The organism is Marinobacterium sp. xm-a-152 (genome assembly GCF_013282965.1).
GTDB lineage: Bacteria > Pseudomonadota > Gammaproteobacteria > Pseudomonadales > Balneatricaceae > Marinobacterium_E.
The window spans coordinates 110,459-128,739 of record NZ_WBYI01000004.1; the positions used below are offsets into that span (position 1 = coordinate 110,459).

Below are 18,281 nucleotides of genomic sequence, written 5' to 3' on the forward strand. Positions count from 1 at the left end.
GCAATAAACATGACCAACCTAAAACTTAAAGCAATCGGCCTAGCGGTAGGCGCTGCAATCTCAATGAACGCAATGGCTGAAACAACCATGCGTGTTGCGACTTGGCTACCACCTACTCACCCACAAAACTCTGTTGCGATGCCAGAGTTCAAAAAGATGGTTGAAGAGGCAACTGAAGGCCGCGTTAAGGTTGTTATCGAAAACTTCCAAGGTCACCCAAAGACAATCTACTCGTCAGTAGAAGATGGCATCATTGATGCCTCTTGGGGTGTAAACGCTTACACGCCAGGTCGCTTTGCTTTAACCGGTGTTGCTGAAATCCCAGGTGAAATGTCGGATGCAGAAGATGCATCTGTAGCATTATGGAAGGTGCAGCAAGAGTATTTTGCTGATGCCAACGAATACGAAGGCCTAGAACTACTAGGCATGTGGGTACACGCACCTGGCATTATCCACTCTAAATTCCGTATCAACAGCTTAGACGACCTCAAGGGTAAAAAGATCCGTCTTGGCGGCGGTATGGTCAATGAACTAGCTGCACGCTTGGAAGTGACCCCTGTCGGCGGTTCAGCGCCTAGCTCTTACGAGAAGCTGCAGCAAGGTGTTGTTGATGGTACCTTCCTTCCAGCTGGTGAACACAAGTTCTTTAAACTGGATGAAGTCACTGACCACCTAACCGTCTTCCCAACAGCGCTTTACACCATTGTGTTCAGCTTCGTAGCTAACCAGGAATTCATGGAAGATCTAGATCCAAAAGATGCTGAAGCAATCCGTGCAGCTCTAGGTGAAAATCTATCTCGAATGCAAGGTAAGACATGGCAGGATATGGATGCGATCGGCATGACGCATGCAAAAGAGGTAGGTACTAACATCCATATGGTTGATAGCTACGAAAAACTCGCTGCAGACATGCGTAACACTATGAAGGGTCTTGACGCAATGTGGATGGAATCGGTAGCCGATCGCGGTGTCGATGCAAAAGCCGCTCTTGAAGCGTTCCGTAACTACCAAAAGTAATCTGTTCTAAATAATCAAAGGGAAGCATATGCTTCCCTTTTTATTTCAAGGCTTAAAGGCTAATCTGGCCTACCTACAGTGAAGCTAAGCCTGTACCTGTGATCGCCAATGATCAATCCCCGCCTGGGCACACTCCATATCCTGTGTAGGCGTACCCGAGCTTAAACCGATCCCCCCAACGACTTGGCCATCATGTTCTATCGGCAAACCGCCCCCTACAACACATAGACGACCACCTAGGGCGGTATGTATACCGAACACCAGTGAACCTGGTTGACACACAGCATTGTATTCATGGGTCGCTTTCTTCGCCGCCGCCGCCGTGAATGCTTTGTCTTGAGAGATGGTTACACTGGTAATTTTCCCGCCATCCATACGCTCAAAAGCGATAAGGTTACCCGACTCATCGACAATAGAGATACACATAGGAATACCTATCTCTTTAGCCTTCAGGCGAGCACCCTCAATCAAAAGCCCCGCATCAGATATATCTAAGCGTGTAATATTTAACATATGTTTCTCCAATTCAATCTGATTTCGAGTGTTACTGGTTTAATGCGCCAGCTGTTTAAATTGCTGATTTCCATCTCGCGCTTCAACAACAGCCGCTGTCACTAGATCAGCGGTCGCTGCACTGAGCGTCCAACCAAGGTGACCGTGTCCTGTGTTGTAAAAGACGTTAGAACGACGACCTGGTCCAACCTTTGGCATCATGTTTGGCATCATTGGTCGCAATCCAGCCCATGGAACAACACTTTCAGTTGATACATCTGGGAAGTGTTGTTGACACCAATCCACTAAAGGTTTGATACGATCTGAACGAATATCTCTGTTATAACCGTTAAACTCGGCTGTACCGGCTATGCGGAAACGATCAACCCCTAATCGACTGGTTACAATTTTAGCTTTGTCATCAAGCAGTGAACGAATAGGCGCCCCTTGCTGACTCTGCTCATCGCGCAAGTTCACGGTAATCGAATAGCCTTTAACCGGGTAGATGTTTACACGATCGCCAAGTTTTGCAGCAAGCGCACGGCTGCCGACACCAGAACAGACAACAATGCCGTCAAACTCGTAATATTGGCCCTTGTCATCTTTAAGTCTAACCACATTGTTGTCCGATTTAACGTCAACAAGTTCAGTCTCCATTAGGAAGTTCACACCGTCTTTGCGAATTGCTTCAGCAAGACTAAATGCGTACTTATGGATATCGCCGGTAAAATCACTCGGTGTCCAGAAACCACCGACGAAATCACCACGAAGTTGTGGTTCTTTTTCAATGATCTCTGAAGACGAAAGCTCAAAGCGTTCTAAACCACCTTTAGCCAGCAACTTATTAACACGTCGAGCGTGATCGAAGTCTTTCCTGTCAGAGTAAAAATGAAGGATACCGCAGTCTGAAACGTCATACTCAACACCCCAACGCTGAGCAAGATCACGTAAGTGTGTCCGCGCAGCCACTGCTAATTTTGTCGTTGCGATCGTATTGCGTTCATAGCTGGGAATATTACCCATGAACTCAAGCATCCAACTGATTTTGTGCCATGAGGGTTTTGGGTTAACTAGTAATGGAGCATCCGATTGAAGCATCCATTTTAGACCTTTCATGATCGTCGACCAGGTGTTCCACACTTCAGCGTTTGAAGCAGATAACTGCCCACCGTTTGCGAAACTAGTATCCATCGCAGCATAACGCTGACGATCAATCACAGTAACGTTGAAACCTTGTTCATGAAGTTTTGCAGCAGTCGTTATGCCTGTAATACCGGCACCAAGAACAGCAATAGTTTGCATTGGATTGCACTCTTTTTTGCGGACAATAGTTGATGAGCAGAATTGCTCATATGTCCGACTGCCCTCTCCGTCATGGTACCTGAGAGATTCACGCTCGCCGCCCCTTTGACGACTGCGCTTGCTCCTTCGGTGGATCTGAAAGTGCGCAGATCACTCTTCGGATGTTTTAAAGATCGCCGGTCCTTTTGCCTGAGAGTTTGCGGGGCACGTGCTCCTTCGGCGGTATTTTATGCGCTATAAAATACTCTCTCCCGGACGATCCATTGAGATCAAACTATCTCATCGTTTTGTAAAGAACAACCCTATACCAATTTTCCAGACAATTTATGGAACACTGTTTTTGAGGGGAGTCATCCACGGATTTATTAACGAAAGGAAATTTATAGGAGTTAATTTTTTGAATTAAAAATAGGAATAAAGAGCCTGAGCCCTTTATTTTATTGGATATCCAGCCCGTTTAGTCATTAGATACACCTTAGTGTAAGGACTATTATTGGTAACCTACTTTTAAGAAATATTAAAAAAACAGATGCAAAGGGATGACATCAATTTTAGATCATCTAGTTAAAATAAGTCTAACCACGATATAGCTAAAAGATAAGCTACTGCAGCTCTATTATGACAACTGGCTCACTACTCTTTGAGATGGAAGAATTCACCTAATGGCTGACGACTAGACTCTAAACTATTAATAAACGCCTCTTTATCTTCGTATCCAACAGCTAAACCGCAGGCTAGCATCCACTCAGTACTCGCTTCAGTAACTGAAGTGACCGTCTCGTGCAAAAAGCTCCAATAACCTTGAGCACAACTACTCAACCCTCTCTCTTCCAACAACAACATAAGACTCTGAATGTACATCCCCAAATCCATCCACTGCCCAGGTCCAAGACGGCGATCTATATAAAAGAATAGACCCAAAGGAGCGCCAAATAGTTCGGCATTCTTTGCAAACTGAGCCTGTCGTCCAGCTTTATCCTCACGCGCCACACCAATCGTCTTGTAGAGGGCTTCTCCTACAGCGAAACGGTGAGATCTATAGGGTTCTGGCATAGGTGAAACATAGACTTGGTACTCTGGTTGTTCAAAACCATCTTGCTGAAGTTTCTGCACAGCCTTGGTTTTTAAAACCTCCAGCGACTCTCCACTCAGAGCAATAACACGCCAAGGTTGTAAATTCCCGTTGGATGGTGCGCGATTGGCAATCTCAACCAGCTCTTCGATTAACGCTTTCGGAACAGGATCAGGTTTAAAGGCCCTAACGGTTTTTCTGTTAAGCAGTGCTTTTTCAACGGACATAATTGTTCTCAACATTGAATCCAACTTCATCTAAGAAGAGGTGATTAAAATAAAATGTATCTAACTAGATCTTTACACAATATTAGGATCGCTTAACTCTTTTGAAAAGTCACTGCCTAACAACCTTTGAGCCATAGTCTGAAGATACTGTGCTGCAGGGGTTAACGGAACACCCCTTACTTTGACGATACCCAACTGATTTTCTGGAGGCAATTTATCAACAGAGAAGGGCTCTACCCCTGCTCCAGAAAAGCGATCAGTGATGTATCTCCCAGGCGCATAACCTATTAAGTCGGTTCTTCGCATCATCTCCAGCATCACTTGCGGAGAGGTACACTGAACAACCTCTTTTGGCCTTGGCAAACCCTCCTCTTCTAACCATTGGAGTAAGGAGTTTGAACTACTACCTAGTGACATATTAAGAACCCAAGAGGCATCCAGTAGCTCACACCAGTCATTAGAGTGTGCAAGAGGATGTCCAGCCCTTCCAGCAACCACTGTTTTAACGTTGCATAAGGGTTCGAACACTAACTCAGACGGTATGGACTCTTTGGATGCAAGTGCAATACCAAAATCCAGGGCCCCTTCAATCAATCCTGGAACAATTGTCGTCAACAAGCCCTCTGTCAGAACCAACTTTGCTTCTGGCATGCGAGAGTGAAACCCTTTGTAGATATCCGCTAAGATCGTTGCAGCAACAACAGGAGTGACGCCAATTGAGACCTTAGCGCCTCGTCCACCACCGATCTGCTGAACCTCATCCTTGGCTCTTTCGATGGTCGCAACAATTAATCTTGCCCGCTTTAAAAGCGCTTCACCTGCAGGGGTGAAAGTAACTCCCCGATAACTGCGCTGCAAAAGTTCCACACCTAGACTCTCTTCAAGCTCACGCATCGCCCTAGTCAAAGCACTCTGACTGGTGTTGAGCTCAACAGCTGCACTGCGAATAGATCCCATATCCGCAATCGCAACCAATGCACGTATTTGTTGCTGCTTCATATTAGTGACACCAAAAAATGATCACATAGCCAAAAAAGTCATATAGCTGAGATCATATACTCGTTTTAATCTGTTTGGAAATTACAAGAAGTACTGATATGAAAAAAATCACCGATACACAGATCAACCTCATGAAGAGTTGGCGCCACAGTATTCACTCAAATCCAGAATTAGGTTTTGAGGAGAACGATACGAGCCAATTGGTACAACAACTCCTAACATCATGGAACTATCAAGTCACCACAGGCATTGCAGAAACAGGAGTGGTTGCTCAAAAGGTATTTGGTGATGGCAGTGGTCCTAAAATAGGCCTAAGAGCCGATATGGATGCGCTACCGATCCAAGAGATGACGGGTCTACCCTACCAGAGCAAAAATAGAGGCAAGATGCACGCCTGTGGGCATGATGGGCATACCTCTATTTTGTTAGGGGCTGCGAAATCGATATCCGAAGCGGATACAAGTTCGTTTAATGGCACACTCAACCTTATCTTTCAGCCAGCAGAAGAGGTTGGTGGTGGAGGTGGTGCACAACGCATGATCAATGAGGGCTTGTTCGAACAATTCCCATGCGATGCCATCTTTGCACTCCATAATTACCCTGGCGTTCCTGTTGGTCGTGTCGAATTCCGAAGTGGTCCCTTCATGTGCTCATCAGATCTTGTGAAGATTACCTTTACAGGAAAAGGCGGCCACGGCGGACTCCCGCAAATGTCGATCGACCCAACACTACCGTTATCTGCCACCGTACTTGGTCTGCAAACAATTATTGGCCGCAATACCGATCCAATTCACACAGGCGTTATTAGTGTTGGAAAAATTACAGCCGGCCAAAGCTACAACGTTATTCCAGAGAGAGCCGAGCTTGAATTAAGTGTTCGCGCACTGCAACCAGAAGTACGTGACACGCTTGAAAGGCGCATAAGACAACTGGTCGATAATCAAGCAGCCGCTTATGACTGTAACGCACAAATCAGCTATCAATACGGCTACCCTGTGCTGCAAAACAGCGCTCAATATGCAGAGGTTGTTAGAACAGTAGCCGAGCGAGCATTCGGTGAAGAGCTCGTGGATTCACAAGCAGCCCCTCTGACTGGAAGTGAAGACTTTGCTTACATGTTAAACAGCGTTCCTGGCTGTTACTTCTTAATTGGTAATGGTGATAACGGCCATACCGATGGCAAACGCGTGGGGCCGTGCAGCGTACACAACCCGCACTATGATTTCAATGATGATGCTTTATCTGTGGGTACTCAAATGTGGGTAGACCTAATAGAGCAGTTTTTCTGCGAAACATCCATAAAATAGACCTTTATTGAGGATCAAATAATGACTATAAAAACAAATATTATGGGCACGCTAACAGCGGCCACAATGATTGGATCTCTATCCTTCAACGCTCAAGCTGAAACACTCACAATGTCAAATTGGGTTCCACCAGCTCACTTTGTTAGTGGAATTTTGAAAGACTGGGCTGAAGATGTTAGCGAAGCAACTGAGGGCCGAGTGACTGTCCGCATGCTGCCAAAAGCAGTTGGTAGTCCACCACAGCATTGGGAGCTAGCTCGCAAAGGGGTCGCTGACATCACTTGGGGAAACTGGACATACGAGCCAGAACGTTTCAAAGCAGTTTGGTTCTCGGAAGTGCCTTTTATTGGTGACTCAGCTGAAGCTTCATCGCTTGCTTTATGGGATACCTACAAAACTCATCTAGAGGCTAATACAGCGTTCGACGGGGTTAAGGTCCTTGGTGTAGGGACACTCGGTCCTGGAGTCATCAACCATGGTTCTAAAGACATAGTTACACCGGCAGACCTCGCAAATCAAAAGGTTCGCATGGGCGGACCTATTCAAAAAGTTCTGATTGAAACAGTGGGTGCGATACCTGTCGCTGCCCCGGCTACTAAAGCCTACGAAATGTTGAATGGTGGTGTCATTGATGCATCACTACACCCTATGGAATCAGTTGTTAACTTCCGTCTGGATGGCGTTTTAACCCACCATACTAAGATCCCAGAAGGTTTCTATGATGCTTCGTTCTTCTTGGCTATGAATGAGAAAAGATGGAATAAGCTTTCTAAAGCTGATAAAGAAGCGATCGAAACTGTTTCAGGTGCCGCATTTGCTAAACTATGGGGTGGGACATTTGACGCTCAATCAAAAGCAGCAGAAGAAAAAATGCGCGCCTCTGGTGAGCACAGCTTCAGCGAACCATCTCCAGAACTGATGGCCTTAATTACAGAAGCTCGCGAGAAAATCATCAATGAGTGGGCCTCTGATGCTAGTAACTTTGGTATCGACAATCCAATGGAAATTGTCAACTACCATAAAGAACGTTACAACGCTCACGCTAATAAATAACAAAAAGGGGCTGTCTGTTAGATAGCCCCTTGCTTTATAGAGGCGGAAGAAAATGAAGCCTATTATAGATAAGACCTTCAAAACCATTGAGATCATCTTAATGATCTCACTATTCCTAATGGTGGCTCTCACCTTTGCAGATGTATTAGGCCGTCGTCTATTTAATACTCCCATTTACGGTGCACACGATTTAACCGAACACTTTATGGCTGTTATTGTATTCACCGGTTTGCCTCTACTCACTGCAGCGAGAGGTCATCTCTGCGTCGACCTATTAGATGGATTCCTAATGAAGGATAGTCTGAACTGGTGGCACTTCTTAATTCGCTGCCTTGTAGCAGCTGCATTAGGTTTGATTGGTTATCAATTTGTCATTGCGGCCTTGGATGCAACTGAGATTCACGAAGTGAGTCATGAGCTTCTAATTCCACGCAGTTACATGTACTACCTATTTGCTTTCGGCTCATTTACAGCAGGTTTAGCAAGTCTATTACCGGCTAGACACCATTCAGATATCACATCCGAGGAACCAATATGACTCTTGGTTTAATCTGCCTAGGGCTAGTGCTAGTACTGGCATTTTTAAGAGTGCCTTTGGCCTTCTCTCTTCTAACCGTTAGTTTCTTTGGTATTGCTTGGGATTATGGCTATTCGACGTCGATCACTATGCTCTCCATGACCATATCAGACGCTGTATTTTCATACGATCTAGCCGTGGTACCCCTGTTTATATTGATGGGTAACATCCTATCTAAAACGGGAATAGCGGCGGATTTATTCAGAGCAGCCAATGCTTATCTAGGACACATTAGAGGTGGACTAGCCCTCTCTACGATGGTGACCTGTGCCGGATTTAGCGCTGTATGCGGATCGAGTCTTGCAACGGCCGCTACCATGTCAAAAGTCGCCTACCCCAGTATGAAAAAATACGGATATTCGGATTCTCTGGCATCTGCGTCAATAGCAGCTGGTGGCACTCTGGGTATTCTTATACCGCCATCAATTATTCTAATGATCTATGGCATTCTGACACAGACAAACATTGGGGAACTGTTCATAGCCGGTGTTGTGCCGGGATTATTAGGACTAGCATTTTATATGATAGCAATATACGTCGTAGCACTCTTCAAGCCAGAACATGCACCACGAGGCGATCGATCAGACGCTAAAGAAAAGGTTGAATCCTTAAAAGGAGTGTGGCCATTCTTTATGCTGTTTATTCTGATATTTGGAGGCATCTACGCGAAGTTATTCACAGCTACAGAAGCAGCTGGCATGGGGGCAGGATTTGCCTTAATCATAGCTGTTTGGCAAAAACGGATGACCTGGGCGAAGTTAAAAAACATCTTCTTAGATGCATCTTTTACCTCCGTCATGCTCTACTCTGTCCTATTTGGCGCTATGCTGTTCGCAAAATTTGTATCTTTCTCAGGGCTAGCCGAAGGTATATTGAGTGCAGTAGAGGCTTCAGGTCTGAGTAATTATGAATTGATCGCTCTGATCATGATCATATTCCTACTGTTAGGATGTGTAATGGATTCACTGGCCATTATTTTGATCTGTGTACCTCTATTCGTCCCAATCGTACTCGCTAATGGATTCGATCTTATTTGGTTCGGCATTATTGTCGTGGTCGTTACTGAAATAGCCCTAATTACCCCACCGATTGGCATGAACGTATTCGTTCTTAAGGCGACACTGCCCAATGTATCATTTGCATCGATTTTCAAAGGGCTAGTTCCTTTTATTGGTGTCGATTTACTAAGGCTAATTCTATTAATAGCAGTACCAAGCCTATCACTGGGATTAGTAGAAATGATGCGATGATCCACTATTAGGTCACTAAAATCACAAAGGGCGCTTTACGATTGGTAACCGTAAAGCGCCCTTTTTATTTGCAGTTGTAATGAATTTAAGCCTACATAAGCGCAGGTAAAACTTAATGAACTGGACATATATAAGACAGCGTTCAATCAACCATAATGCATGGACAGACGCTATTTAAAAACAAAACAAGTGGAAGGTAACGCTAGAAACAAAAAACCCGGCACAAGCCGGGTTTTTTATGGATCAACTCAGTGCTTAGTCTTCAGAAGACTCAGCAACTGGACGATCAACTAGTTCTACGTAAGCCATTGGAGCCGAATCACCAGCACGGAAACCGCACTTAAGGATACGAACATAGCCGCCTGGGCGAGTAGCGTAACGCTGACCCAGTTCGTTGAATAGTTTACCTACTGCTGCATCGCTACGTGTACGGGCAAAAGCCAGACGACGGTTAGCAACAGAGTCGTTTTTCGCCAATGTGATTAGTGGCTCAACAACAGAACGAAGTTCTTTAGCTTTTGGCAGAGTTGTTTTGATCAATTCGTGCTCGATCAAAGAAACTGCCATGTTCTTGAACATCGCTTTGCGGTGTGAGCTGGTACGATTCAAATGACGACCAGATTTACGATGACGCATCTTATCTATCCTTTAAAACTTAGCTAAGTCGACTTAAGAAGCCACTTTGTCGTCGCCTTTAAGAGAAGCTGGTGGCCAGTTCTCAAGACGCATACCTAGTGACAGACCTTTAGACGCAAGAACGTCTTTGATCTCTGTAAGTGACTTTTTACCCAAGTTCGGAGTTTTTAGCAGTTCAACTTCGGTACGCTGAATTAGGTCGCCGATGTAGTAGATCTGCTCAGCCTTCAAACAGTTCGCGGAACGCACAGTTAGCTCAAGATCATCAACAGGACGAAGAAGTACTGGATCGATCTCTGGCTCTGCTGGCTCAGACTTCGCTTGTTCGCTTGCATCTTCAAGGTCAACAAATACTGCTAGCTGTTGCTGCAGAATCGTTGCCGCACGACGGATGCACTCTTCTGGATCGATTGTGCCGTTAGACTCAATATCGATAACCAGTTTGTCTAGGTCTGTACGCTGTTCAACACGCGCAGCTTCAACTGCGTAAGAAACACGTAGTACTGGGCTGTAGCTAGCGTCTAGCTGCAGACGGCCAATAGCACGTGTCTCATCGTCTTCGCTAGTACGAGCATCAGCAGGTACGTAGCCGCGACCGCGGGAAACAGTTAGGCGCATGTTCAGACTGCCAGCGCTAGTTAGCGTAGCAATCACGTGTTCCGGATTAGCGATTTCAACGTCTTGGTTTAGCTGGATATCTGCAGCTGTAACTGCACCAGGACCCGACTTGTTGATTGTCAGCACCGCTTCGTCGCCGTTGTGCATGATGATCGCAACACCTTTAAGGTTCAGGAGGATCTCAATGACATCTTCCTGAACACCTTCGATGCTGCTGTACTCATGCAGAACACCGTCGATTTCTACTTCTGTAATTGCACAACCTGGCATAGAAGATAGAAGGATACGGCGCAGCGCATTACCCAAGGTGTGACCGAAGCCACGCTCTAGAGGTTCCAATGTAACCTTAGCGCGAGTCTTGCTAATCTCCTGTACGTCGATGTGACGTGGGCTTAGAAACTCATTTACTGAACTCTGCATAGTTCCACCGTTTAATTAAAAATTACTTAGAGTAAAGTTCGACGATCAACTGTTCGTTGATCTCAGCTGGTAGTTCTGCGCGTTCTGGCATGGCTTTAAAAGTGCCTTCCATTTTTGCAGAGTCAACTTCAACCCACTCTACCGGTGCACGCTGTGCAGCCAGTTCCAACGCCGCTTTGATACGTAGTTGGTTTTTAGCTTTTTCACGTACTGCAACCACATCGCCCGCTGCTACTTGGTAAGAAGCAACGTTTACTACTTCACCGTTAACAGTGATTGAGCGGTGAGAAACGATCTGACGTGCTTCAGCACGTGTAGAGCCGTAACCCATGCGGAATACAACGTTATCCAAACGGCTTTCAAGAAGTTGCAGAAGGTTTTCACCTGTTGCGCCTTTACGACGTGCTGCTTCTTTGTAGTAGCCGCGGAATTGCTTTTCTAGTACGCCGTAGATACGACGAACTTTCTGTTTTTCACGAAGCTGTAGACCGTAGTCTGACAAACGACCGCGACGAGCGCCGTGTACGCCAGGTACAGTTTCAGCCTTGCACTTGCTGTCTAGTGCGCGAACACCGCTCTTAAGAAAGAGATCAGTGCCTTCGCGGCGAGACAACTTGCACTTAGGTCCAATATAACGAGCCATAATTACTTACCGTCTCCAGATTAAACGCGACGTTTCTTCGGAGGGCGACAACCATTGTGTGGAATAGGTGTCACATCCGTGATGTTTGCGATTTTGTAGCCACAAGCGTTCAGTGCGCGCACTGCAGACTCACGACCTGGTCCAGGACCCTTCACAAACACGTCTAGGTTTTTCAAGCCGTACTCTAGTGCAGCTTGACCAGCACGTTCAGCAGCAACCTGTGCAGCGAACGGCGTGCTCTTACGAGAACCACGGAAGCCAGAGCCTCCAGAAGTTGCCCAAGAAAGAGCATTACCTTGACGATCGGTAATAGTAATAATGGTGTTGTTAAAAGAAGCGTGGATGTGCGCAAGGCCATCCGCAACTTGCTTTTTAACTTTTTTACGTGTGCGATTACTCGGCTTAGCCATAGTTAGTAATTCCTATCGCTTACTTACGGATCGGTTTACGTGGGCCCTTACGGGTACGTGCGTTAGTTTTAGAACGCTGTCCGCGCACCGGTAGATTACGACGGTGACGGATACCACGGAAACAACCAAGGTCCATAAGACGCTTAATATTCATGTTGACTTCACGACGAAGGTCGCCTTCAACAGTCAACTTAGTAACTTCACCACGAACATTGTCGAGTAGCTCTTCAGAAAGATCGCCAACTTTAGTCGTTGGATCGATACCTACTGTGTCACAAATCTGCTGTGCAGTTGTGCGGCCGACTCCATAAATGTAAGTCAGTGAAATTACCGCGTGCTTGTTGTCAGGAATATTGACGCCAGCTATACGGGCCATTCAATGTACTCCATTAGTTAATTATTCGCTTCCAGCAAGAACTGGGTACGAAATTACATTCAGTTCGTGGAAGGCGCGCAATTATACGGGTTGATTATTATTAAATCAACCCATGCGCCCTTCCGCCTCGTTTACAGCTTAGGATTAACCCTGACGCTGCTTGTGACGAGGTTCAACCTTACAGATCACGCGAACGGAACCGTTACGACGTACGATCTTACAGTTACGGCAAATTTTCTTAACAGATGCGCGTACTTTCATAATTCACCTCAATGGTTTAACGCAGTAGACCTGCGCCACCCTTTAGATTCGACTTCTTCATCAATGATTCATACTGGTGTGACATTAGGTGCGATTGCACTTGTGCCATGAAGTCCATTACCACCACTACAACGATCAGTAACGAAGTACCACCGAAGTAGAAAGGTACGTTCCATGCAACTACCATCGCCTGTGGCATCAGAGATACCGCAGTGATGTAAAGAGCACCAAACAGAGTAAGGCGGCTCAATACTGAGTCGATGTAACGAGCAGACTGTTCACCTGGACGAATACCTGGGATGAAAGCACCCGATTTCTTCAGGTTATCTGCCACTTCACGAGGATTGAACATAATCGCCGTGTAGAAGTAACAGAAAAATATAATTGCTGCCGAGAACAACAGAATGTACAACGGCTGGCCTGGGCCTAGAGCCAATGCAACATCCTGAAGCCAATCCATACCCTCACTCTGACCAAACCATTGGCCTAGAGATGCAGGGAATAGCAGAATAGAGCTTGCGAAGATCGGTGGGATAACACCCGCCATGTTGACCTTCAAAGGCAAGTGACTGGTTTGGCCCGCATAAACGCGGTTACCCTGCTGGCGTTTTGCGTAGTTAATGGTGATACGACGTTGTGCGCGTTCCATGAACACGACAAAACCAACCGTCGCTACCGCTAACACTGCAATTGCTAGCAGCGCCAGGATGTTAAGATCACCCTGACGAGCCGATTCAAAGGACTGACCGATCGCACCAGGAAGACCCGCTACGATACCAGCAAAGATCAGAATCGAGATACCGTTACCGATACCACGTTCAGTGATCTGCTCACCAAGCCACATTAGGAATACTGCACCAGCGACCAGTGTAATAACAGCTACAAAGTAGAAGTTAAACGCTGTGCTGAATGCCACACCCTGATTAGCTAGACCAACGGTCATACCCAAGCCCTGAATAGTTGCTAGTGCAACTGTACCGTAGCGTGTGTATTGGTTGATCTTACGGCGACCAGCTTCACCCTCTTTCTTCAACTGTTCAAGCTGAGGGCTAACCGCTGTCATCAACTGCATGATAATCGATGCAGAGATGTACGGCATGATACCTAGAGCCAAGATCGACATGCGCTCGAGTGCACCACCCGAGAACATATTGAATAGGCTTAGGATCGTACCCTGGTTCTGATCAAACAGAGCAGCAAGACGATCTGGGTTAATACCCGGAACCGGAATATGCGCGCCAATACGATACACAATGATCGCAATCGCAACGTAACGTAGACGAGCCCAAAGCTCACCTAGTCCGCTTGCATTTCCTGCTGGTACTTGTCCTTTAGTTGCCATTACGCTTCTACCTTACCACCGGCAGCTTCGATTGCAGCTAGAGCGCCTTTAGTCACTTTAAGACCTTTAACGGTAACTGCTTTAGTAATTTCACCAGACAGAATTACACGTGCAGAGGTGATCTCTTCACGGATAATGTCAGCCTGTTTAAGCGCTGCGAGGTCAACTACGTCAACACCGCAAGCAGCCAATTCGTTTAGACGAATTTCAGCTACGTAACGCGCTTGGCGAGATGTGAAACCAAATTTTGGCAGACGACGCTGCAAAGGCATTTGACCGCCTTCAAAACCTGGCTTAACACTACCGCCTGAGCGAGATTTAAGACCCTTGTGACCACGACCACCAGTCTTACCTAGGCCGGAGCCGATACCACGTCCAACACGCTTAGGAGCGTGCTTAGAACCGGCACCCGGGCGAAGAGTATTCAAACGCATTTGGGTGACTCCTCTATTAGTCTTCTACACGAAGCATGTAGTTGACTTTGTTAATCATGCCACGAACTGCAGGAGTGTCTTCCAACTCAACAGTGTGGTTCATGCGACGTAGACCAAGACCTGTTAGGGTAGCTTTATGCTTCGGAATGATACCGATTGGGCTGCGTACCAAAGTGATTTTAACTGTATTAGCCATCGATTAGTTCCCCAGGATCTCTTCGACTGACTTACCGCGCTTAGCTGCAACATCTTCAGGAGACGCCATAGACGCAAGACCTTTAACAGTCGCGCGAACAACGTTCACTGGGTTAGTTGAGCCGTAGCACTTAGCCAATACGTTTTCTACACCAGCCAGTTCAAGAACTGCACGCATCGCGCCACCGGCGATAACACCAGTACCTTCAGATGCAGGCTGCATGTAGACCATTGAAGCACCGTGACGTGCTTTGATTGGGTACTGCAACGTGTGACCGTTTAGAGAAACGCTCACCATGTTACGACGTGCTTGTTCCATTGCCTTTTGAATTGCAACAGGTACTTCGCGCGCTTTACCGCGACCAAAACCAACACGGCCATTGCCGTCACCAACTACAGTAAGAGCTGTAAAGCCGAAGATACGACCACCCTTAACTACTTTGGCTACACGGTTTACCTGAACAAGCTTCTCTTGCAGTTCACCGTCTTTCTGTTCGTGATTTGCCATAATAGAAACCTTTAGAATTCCAAACCGCCTTCACGTGCAGCGTCTGCTAGAGCAGCTACACGACCGTGGTATTTAAAACCAGAGCGGTCAAACGCTACCTGGCTAACACCTGCTTCTTTTGCACGGCTAGCGATCAGAGTACCGACCTTTTTAGCCGCTTCGATGTTACCAGTTGCGCTTTCACGCATATCTTTTTCAACTGTAGAAGCTGCAGCAAGAACTGTAGCGCCATCTGCAGTTACGATTTGCGCGTAGATATGGCGCGGTGTGCGGTTAACACACAGACGTGCAGTACCGATCTCACGCATTTTAGCGCGTGAACGACGAGCACGACGTAAACGAGATTCTTTTTTAACGTTCATAACCCTGCCTTACTTCTTCTTAGCTTCTTTACGGCGAACAAATTCGTCGCTGTAACGAACACCTTTACCTTTGTATGGCTCAGGTGGGCGGAAACCACGAACTTCAGCAGCAACCTGGCCTACAACTTGTTTGTCGGCACCAGAGATGACAACAGTCGTTTGGTTAGGTACTTCTGCCTTGATACCTTCAGGCAGTGCGTACTCTACTGGGTGTGAGAAACCCAGAGTCAGGTTTAGAGTGCTTCCAGAAACCGCAGCACGGTAACCAACACCGATCAGTGTTAGCTCTTTTTTGAAGCCTTCGCTAACACCAGTAACCATGTTGTTAACGATAGAACGAGTTGTGCCAGCCAGTGCAACAGATTGTTTAGCACCGTCACGAGTACCGAAGTTCAATGCACCTTCAGCCTGTTCAACAGTAACTGATGGGTGTACTTCGTGTGATAGCTGACCATTTTTGCCTTTAGCGCTGATCGTCTGGCCAGAGATTGAGATCTCTACACCAGCAGGCACAGCAACAGGCGCTTTAGCGATACGTGACATCGTAAATCCCCTTAGAATACTGTGCAGATCACTTCACCGCCGATACCAGCAGCGCGCGCAGCGCGATCGGTCATTACACCTTTGCTAGTAGAAACGATTGCGCAACCTAGGCCATCTGATACTTTTGGAAGATCAGATGCAGATTTGTAGATACGTAGAGATGGCTTAGATACTCGCTTGATCTCTTCGATAACTGGCTTGCCTTCGAAGTATTTCAGTTCGATAGACAGCACAGGCTTAACGTCACCTTCAACTGAGTAACCGTTGATGTAACCTTCTTCTTGAAGAACCGCTGCGATAGCAACTTTCTGCTTTGAAGATGGCATAGCAACAGCAACTTTCTCAGCCATGTGACCGTTGCGGATGCGTGTGAACATATCCGCGAGCGTGTCTTGCATGCTCATGCTTTTACTTCCTCTCTTGTGCAGCGTAGTGCGGTAGCCCCGTCATCACTGACGTGGCCCTGACCACTACGCTTACCGTTAACTAACCGGTGGATTACCAGCTAGCTTTCTTAAGGCCTGGTACGTCGCCGCGCATTGCAGCTTCGCGTAGCTGGTTACGGCAAAGACCGAACTTGCGGTAAACCGCATGTGGACGACCTGTTACCTGACAGCGACGCTGTTTACGTACTGGGCTAGCGTCACGTGGCAGTTTCTGCAACGCAACTTGTGCTTCCCACACTTCATCTTCAGAAGAAGCTGGTGAAGCGATGATAGCTTTCAGAGAAGCGCGTTTCTCAGCGAACTTAGCCGCTAGTTTTTCGCGCTTAACTTCACGCTCCCACATAGATACCTTAGCCATATCTTATCCCTTCCTTATTTCTTGAACGGGAACTGCAGTGCAGTCAAAAGAGCACGACCTTCGTCGTTTGTCTTCGCAGTTGTCGTGATAGTGATATCAAGACCACGGATCGCGTCTACTTTGTCGTAGTCGATCTCTGGGAAGATGATCTGCTCTTTAACACCCATGCTGTAGTTACCACGGCCGTCAAATGACTTAGGGTTAAGACCACGGAAGTCACGGATACGTGGAACCGCAACGTCAACTAGACGGTCTAGGAATTCCCACATACGCTCGCCGCGTAGAGTAACCTTACAACCGATTGGCCAACCTTCACGAACTTTAAAGCCCGCTACAGATTTACGAGCCAACGTAACAACAGGCTTCTGACCAGCGATTGCAGTCATATCATTTACTGCATTCTCTAGAAGCTTCTTGTCTGCCAGTGCTTCACCAACACCCATGTTAAGAGTGATTTTAGAAACACGTGGAACAGCCATTACGTTTGGCGAATTCAATTCTTCTTTAAGACTCTGTTTGATCTGAGTCTCGTAAAGCGCTTTCAATCTAGACATCTGTTCTACTCCTCTTACTCAACGATTTCGCCAGTTGATTTGTAGAAGCGAACTTTAGTGCCGTCTTCAAGAGTCTTGAAGCCTACACGGTCGCCTTTACCAGTCGCAGCGTTAAAGATAGCAACGTTAGAAGTCGCGATAGCCGCTTCCTTCTCAATGATGCCACCTGGTTGCTGAAGCATAGGATTTGGCTTCTGGTGTTTTTTCACCATGTTGATGCCAGACACGATCAAACGATCGTTTTCAAGTACGCGAGCAACTTTGCCACGCTTACCTTTGTCTTTACCTGCGATAACGATGACTTCGTCGTCACGTTTAATCTTGCGCATTTTAATTTACCTTCGTTTCCTACTACCTTCCTCATGCTGAAAAACGCCAAACTCGTTAGAGCTTGACGTTTTCCTTAAAAACTTCGAATTTTTCGAGGTTTTATAGCACTTCAGGCGCCAGGGAAATGATCTTCATGAACTTCTCAGAGCGAAGCTCACGCGTTACTGGGCCGAAGATACGAGTTCCGATAGGAGCGTCGTTCGCGTTCAATAGAACCGCTGAGTTAACATCAAAACGGATCAATGAACCATCGGGACGACGAACACCTTTACGGGTACGTACTACGACAGCTTTAAGTACTTGGCCTTTTTTAACTTTGCCACGAGGAATCGCTTCTTTAACCGATACCTTGATAACATCGCCAACGTTAGCGTAACGACGGTGTGAACCGCCTAGTACTTTAATACACTGCACTCGCTTAGCGCCGCTGTTATCAGCGACATCAAGCATCGTTTCAGTTTGAATCATGGTTTACTCCACAATCTCTAGTGCCTCATTCGACCCTCAATCGACAGTCGAATAAGGCGGCTAGTGAAGCAAAGGTGCAAT

The 18,281-nt window shown here is 46.6% G+C and carries 26 protein-coding genes and 1 riboswitch; of the genes, 5 read left to right on the forward strand and 21 right to left on the reverse strand.

Features of this window, described 5'->3' with window-relative positions:
• Positions 1-9 precede the first annotated feature (9 nt).
• Positions 10-1,017: a TRAP transporter substrate-binding protein gene (locus XMA152_RS04910; RefSeq protein ID WP_173480334.1), complete on the forward strand. Its 1,008-nt coding sequence runs from the start codon at positions 10-12 to the stop codon at positions 1,015-1,017.
• Positions 1,018-1,101: 84 nt separating this feature from the next.
• On the opposite strand, the gene XMA152_RS04915 is transcribed toward XMA152_RS04910, so the two are convergent.
• From XMA152_RS04915 to XMA152_RS04930, 4 genes are all read right to left on the reverse strand, one after another.
• A complete protein-coding gene (locus XMA152_RS04915) occupies positions 1,102-1,530 on the reverse strand; it encodes a heme-binding protein (protein ID WP_173482915.1) in 429 nt (142 codons plus the stop codon).
• Positions 1,531-1,569: 39 nt separating this feature from the next.
• Positions 1,570-2,811: a D-amino acid dehydrogenase gene (locus XMA152_RS04920; protein WP_173482916.1), complete on the reverse strand. Its 1,242-nt coding sequence runs from the start codon at positions 2,809-2,811 to the stop codon at positions 1,570-1,572.
• A 168-nt stretch (positions 2,812-2,979) separates the two neighbouring features.
• Positions 2,980-3,075: riboswitch (glycine riboswitch) on the reverse strand.
• A 369-nt stretch (positions 3,076-3,444) separates the two neighbouring features.
• Positions 3,445-4,125, reverse strand: a complete 681-nt coding sequence (locus XMA152_RS04925; RefSeq protein WP_217364000.1) for a nitroreductase — start codon at positions 4,123-4,125, stop codon at positions 3,445-3,447.
• A gap of 57 nt (positions 4,126-4,182) precedes the next feature.
• Positions 4,183-5,109 carry a LysR family transcriptional regulator gene (locus XMA152_RS04930; protein WP_173482917.1) on the reverse strand — a complete coding sequence of 309 codons (927 nt, stop codon included), beginning with the start codon at positions 5,107-5,109 and terminating at the stop codon, positions 4,183-4,185.
• Between the two features lie 98 nt (positions 5,110-5,207).
• On the opposite strand from XMA152_RS04930, the gene XMA152_RS04935 reads away from it, so the two are divergent.
• The 4 genes from XMA152_RS04935 to XMA152_RS04950 are packed head-to-tail and all read left to right on the forward strand — an operon-like array spanning position 5,208 to position 9,296.
• Positions 5,208-6,416, forward strand: coding sequence for a M20 aminoacylase family protein (locus XMA152_RS04935; RefSeq protein WP_254443093.1), 1,209 nt, complete (start codon positions 5,208-5,210; stop codon positions 6,414-6,416).
• Positions 6,417-6,437: 21 nt separating this feature from the next.
• Positions 6,438-7,469: a TRAP transporter substrate-binding protein gene (locus tag XMA152_RS04940; protein WP_173482918.1), complete on the forward strand. Its 1,032-nt coding sequence runs from the start codon at positions 6,438-6,440 to the stop codon at positions 7,467-7,469.
• 52 nt (positions 7,470-7,521) lie between these two features.
• Complete coding sequence (locus XMA152_RS04945) at positions 7,522-8,007, forward strand: TRAP transporter small permease (RefSeq protein ID WP_173482919.1); 486 nt, start codon at positions 7,522-7,524, stop codon at positions 8,005-8,007.
• Positions 8,004-9,296: a TRAP transporter large permease gene (locus XMA152_RS04950; protein ID WP_173482920.1), complete on the forward strand. Its 1,293-nt coding sequence runs from the start codon at positions 8,004-8,006 to the stop codon at positions 9,294-9,296. Before XMA152_RS04945 ends, XMA152_RS04950 begins: the two co-directional genes overlap by 4 nt.
• A gap of 255 nt (positions 9,297-9,551) precedes the next feature.
• Here XMA152_RS04950 and rplQ read toward each other — a convergent pair whose 3' ends face one another.
• From rplQ to rplN, 17 genes are all read right to left on the reverse strand, one after another.
• Positions 9,552-9,932 (reverse strand): 50S ribosomal protein L17, encoded by a 381-nt coding sequence (gene rplQ, locus XMA152_RS04955; protein ID WP_173480333.1) that lies wholly within the window; start codon positions 9,930-9,932, stop codon positions 9,552-9,554.
• 33 nt (positions 9,933-9,965) lie between these two features.
• Entirely contained in the window at positions 9,966-10,970 is a 1,005-nt protein-coding gene (rpoA, locus tag XMA152_RS04960; RefSeq protein ID WP_173480332.1) for a DNA-directed RNA polymerase subunit alpha, read from the reverse strand.
• Positions 10,971-10,992: 22 nt separating this feature from the next.
• On the reverse strand, positions 10,993-11,613 hold the full coding sequence (gene rpsD, locus XMA152_RS04965; RefSeq protein WP_173480331.1) for a 30S ribosomal protein S4: 621 nt from the start codon (positions 11,611-11,613) through the stop codon (positions 10,993-10,995).
• Between the two features lie 20 nt (positions 11,614-11,633).
• Positions 11,634-12,023 carry a 30S ribosomal protein S11 gene (gene rpsK, locus XMA152_RS04970; RefSeq protein WP_173480330.1) on the reverse strand — a complete coding sequence of 130 codons (390 nt, stop codon included), beginning with the start codon at positions 12,021-12,023 and terminating at the stop codon, positions 11,634-11,636.
• A gap of 19 nt (positions 12,024-12,042) precedes the next feature.
• The gene (gene rpsM, locus XMA152_RS04975; protein ID WP_173480329.1) at positions 12,043-12,399 is read right to left on the reverse strand and encodes a 30S ribosomal protein S13; all 357 of its coding nucleotides are present in this window, start codon (positions 12,397-12,399) and stop codon (positions 12,043-12,045) included.
• Between the two features lie 144 nt (positions 12,400-12,543).
• Positions 12,544-12,660: a 50S ribosomal protein L36 gene (rpmJ, locus tag XMA152_RS04980; protein WP_007021200.1), complete on the reverse strand. Its 117-nt coding sequence runs from the start codon at positions 12,658-12,660 to the stop codon at positions 12,544-12,546.
• A gap of 16 nt (positions 12,661-12,676) precedes the next feature.
• Positions 12,677-14,002 carry a preprotein translocase subunit SecY gene (gene secY, locus XMA152_RS04985; RefSeq protein ID WP_173482921.1) on the reverse strand — a complete coding sequence of 442 codons (1,326 nt, stop codon included), beginning with the start codon at positions 14,000-14,002 and terminating at the stop codon, positions 12,677-12,679.
• Positions 14,002-14,436: a 50S ribosomal protein L15 gene (rplO, locus tag XMA152_RS04990; RefSeq protein WP_173480327.1), complete on the reverse strand. Its 435-nt coding sequence runs from the start codon at positions 14,434-14,436 to the stop codon at positions 14,002-14,004. The genes secY and rplO overlap by 1 nt, the downstream gene beginning before the upstream one ends.
• A gap of 16 nt (positions 14,437-14,452) precedes the next feature.
• Entirely contained in the window at positions 14,453-14,632 is a 180-nt protein-coding gene (gene rpmD, locus XMA152_RS04995) for a 50S ribosomal protein L30 (RefSeq protein WP_173480326.1), read from the reverse strand.
• 3 nt (positions 14,633-14,635) lie between these two features.
• Complete coding sequence (rpsE, locus tag XMA152_RS05000; protein ID WP_173480325.1) at positions 14,636-15,139, reverse strand: 30S ribosomal protein S5; 504 nt, start codon at positions 15,137-15,139, stop codon at positions 14,636-14,638.
• Between the two features lie 11 nt (positions 15,140-15,150).
• The gene (gene rplR / locus XMA152_RS05005) at positions 15,151-15,501 is read right to left on the reverse strand and encodes a 50S ribosomal protein L18 (RefSeq protein WP_173480324.1); all 351 of its coding nucleotides are present in this window, start codon (positions 15,499-15,501) and stop codon (positions 15,151-15,153) included.
• Between the two features lie 9 nt (positions 15,502-15,510).
• Positions 15,511-16,044, reverse strand: coding sequence for a 50S ribosomal protein L6 (rplF, locus tag XMA152_RS05010; RefSeq protein WP_173480323.1), 534 nt, complete (start codon positions 16,042-16,044; stop codon positions 15,511-15,513).
• 11 nt (positions 16,045-16,055) lie between these two features.
• Positions 16,056-16,448 (reverse strand): 30S ribosomal protein S8, encoded by a 393-nt coding sequence (gene rpsH / locus XMA152_RS05015; protein WP_173480322.1) that lies wholly within the window; start codon positions 16,446-16,448, stop codon positions 16,056-16,058.
• Positions 16,449-16,542: 94 nt separating this feature from the next.
• Positions 16,543-16,848: a 30S ribosomal protein S14 gene (rpsN, locus tag XMA152_RS05020; protein ID WP_173480321.1), complete on the reverse strand. Its 306-nt coding sequence runs from the start codon at positions 16,846-16,848 to the stop codon at positions 16,543-16,545.
• Positions 16,849-16,862: 14 nt separating this feature from the next.
• On the reverse strand, positions 16,863-17,402 hold the full coding sequence (gene rplE, locus XMA152_RS05025) for a 50S ribosomal protein L5 (protein ID WP_173480320.1): 540 nt from the start codon (positions 17,400-17,402) through the stop codon (positions 16,863-16,865).
• 14 nt (positions 17,403-17,416) lie between these two features.
• Positions 17,417-17,731, reverse strand: coding sequence for a 50S ribosomal protein L24 (gene rplX / locus XMA152_RS05030; protein WP_173482922.1), 315 nt, complete (start codon positions 17,729-17,731; stop codon positions 17,417-17,419).
• Positions 17,732-17,831: 100 nt separating this feature from the next.
• Positions 17,832-18,200 (reverse strand): 50S ribosomal protein L14, encoded by a 369-nt coding sequence (gene rplN, locus XMA152_RS05035; RefSeq protein WP_173480318.1) that lies wholly within the window; start codon positions 18,198-18,200, stop codon positions 17,832-17,834.
• Between the last annotated feature and the right edge of the window lie 81 nt (positions 18,201-18,281).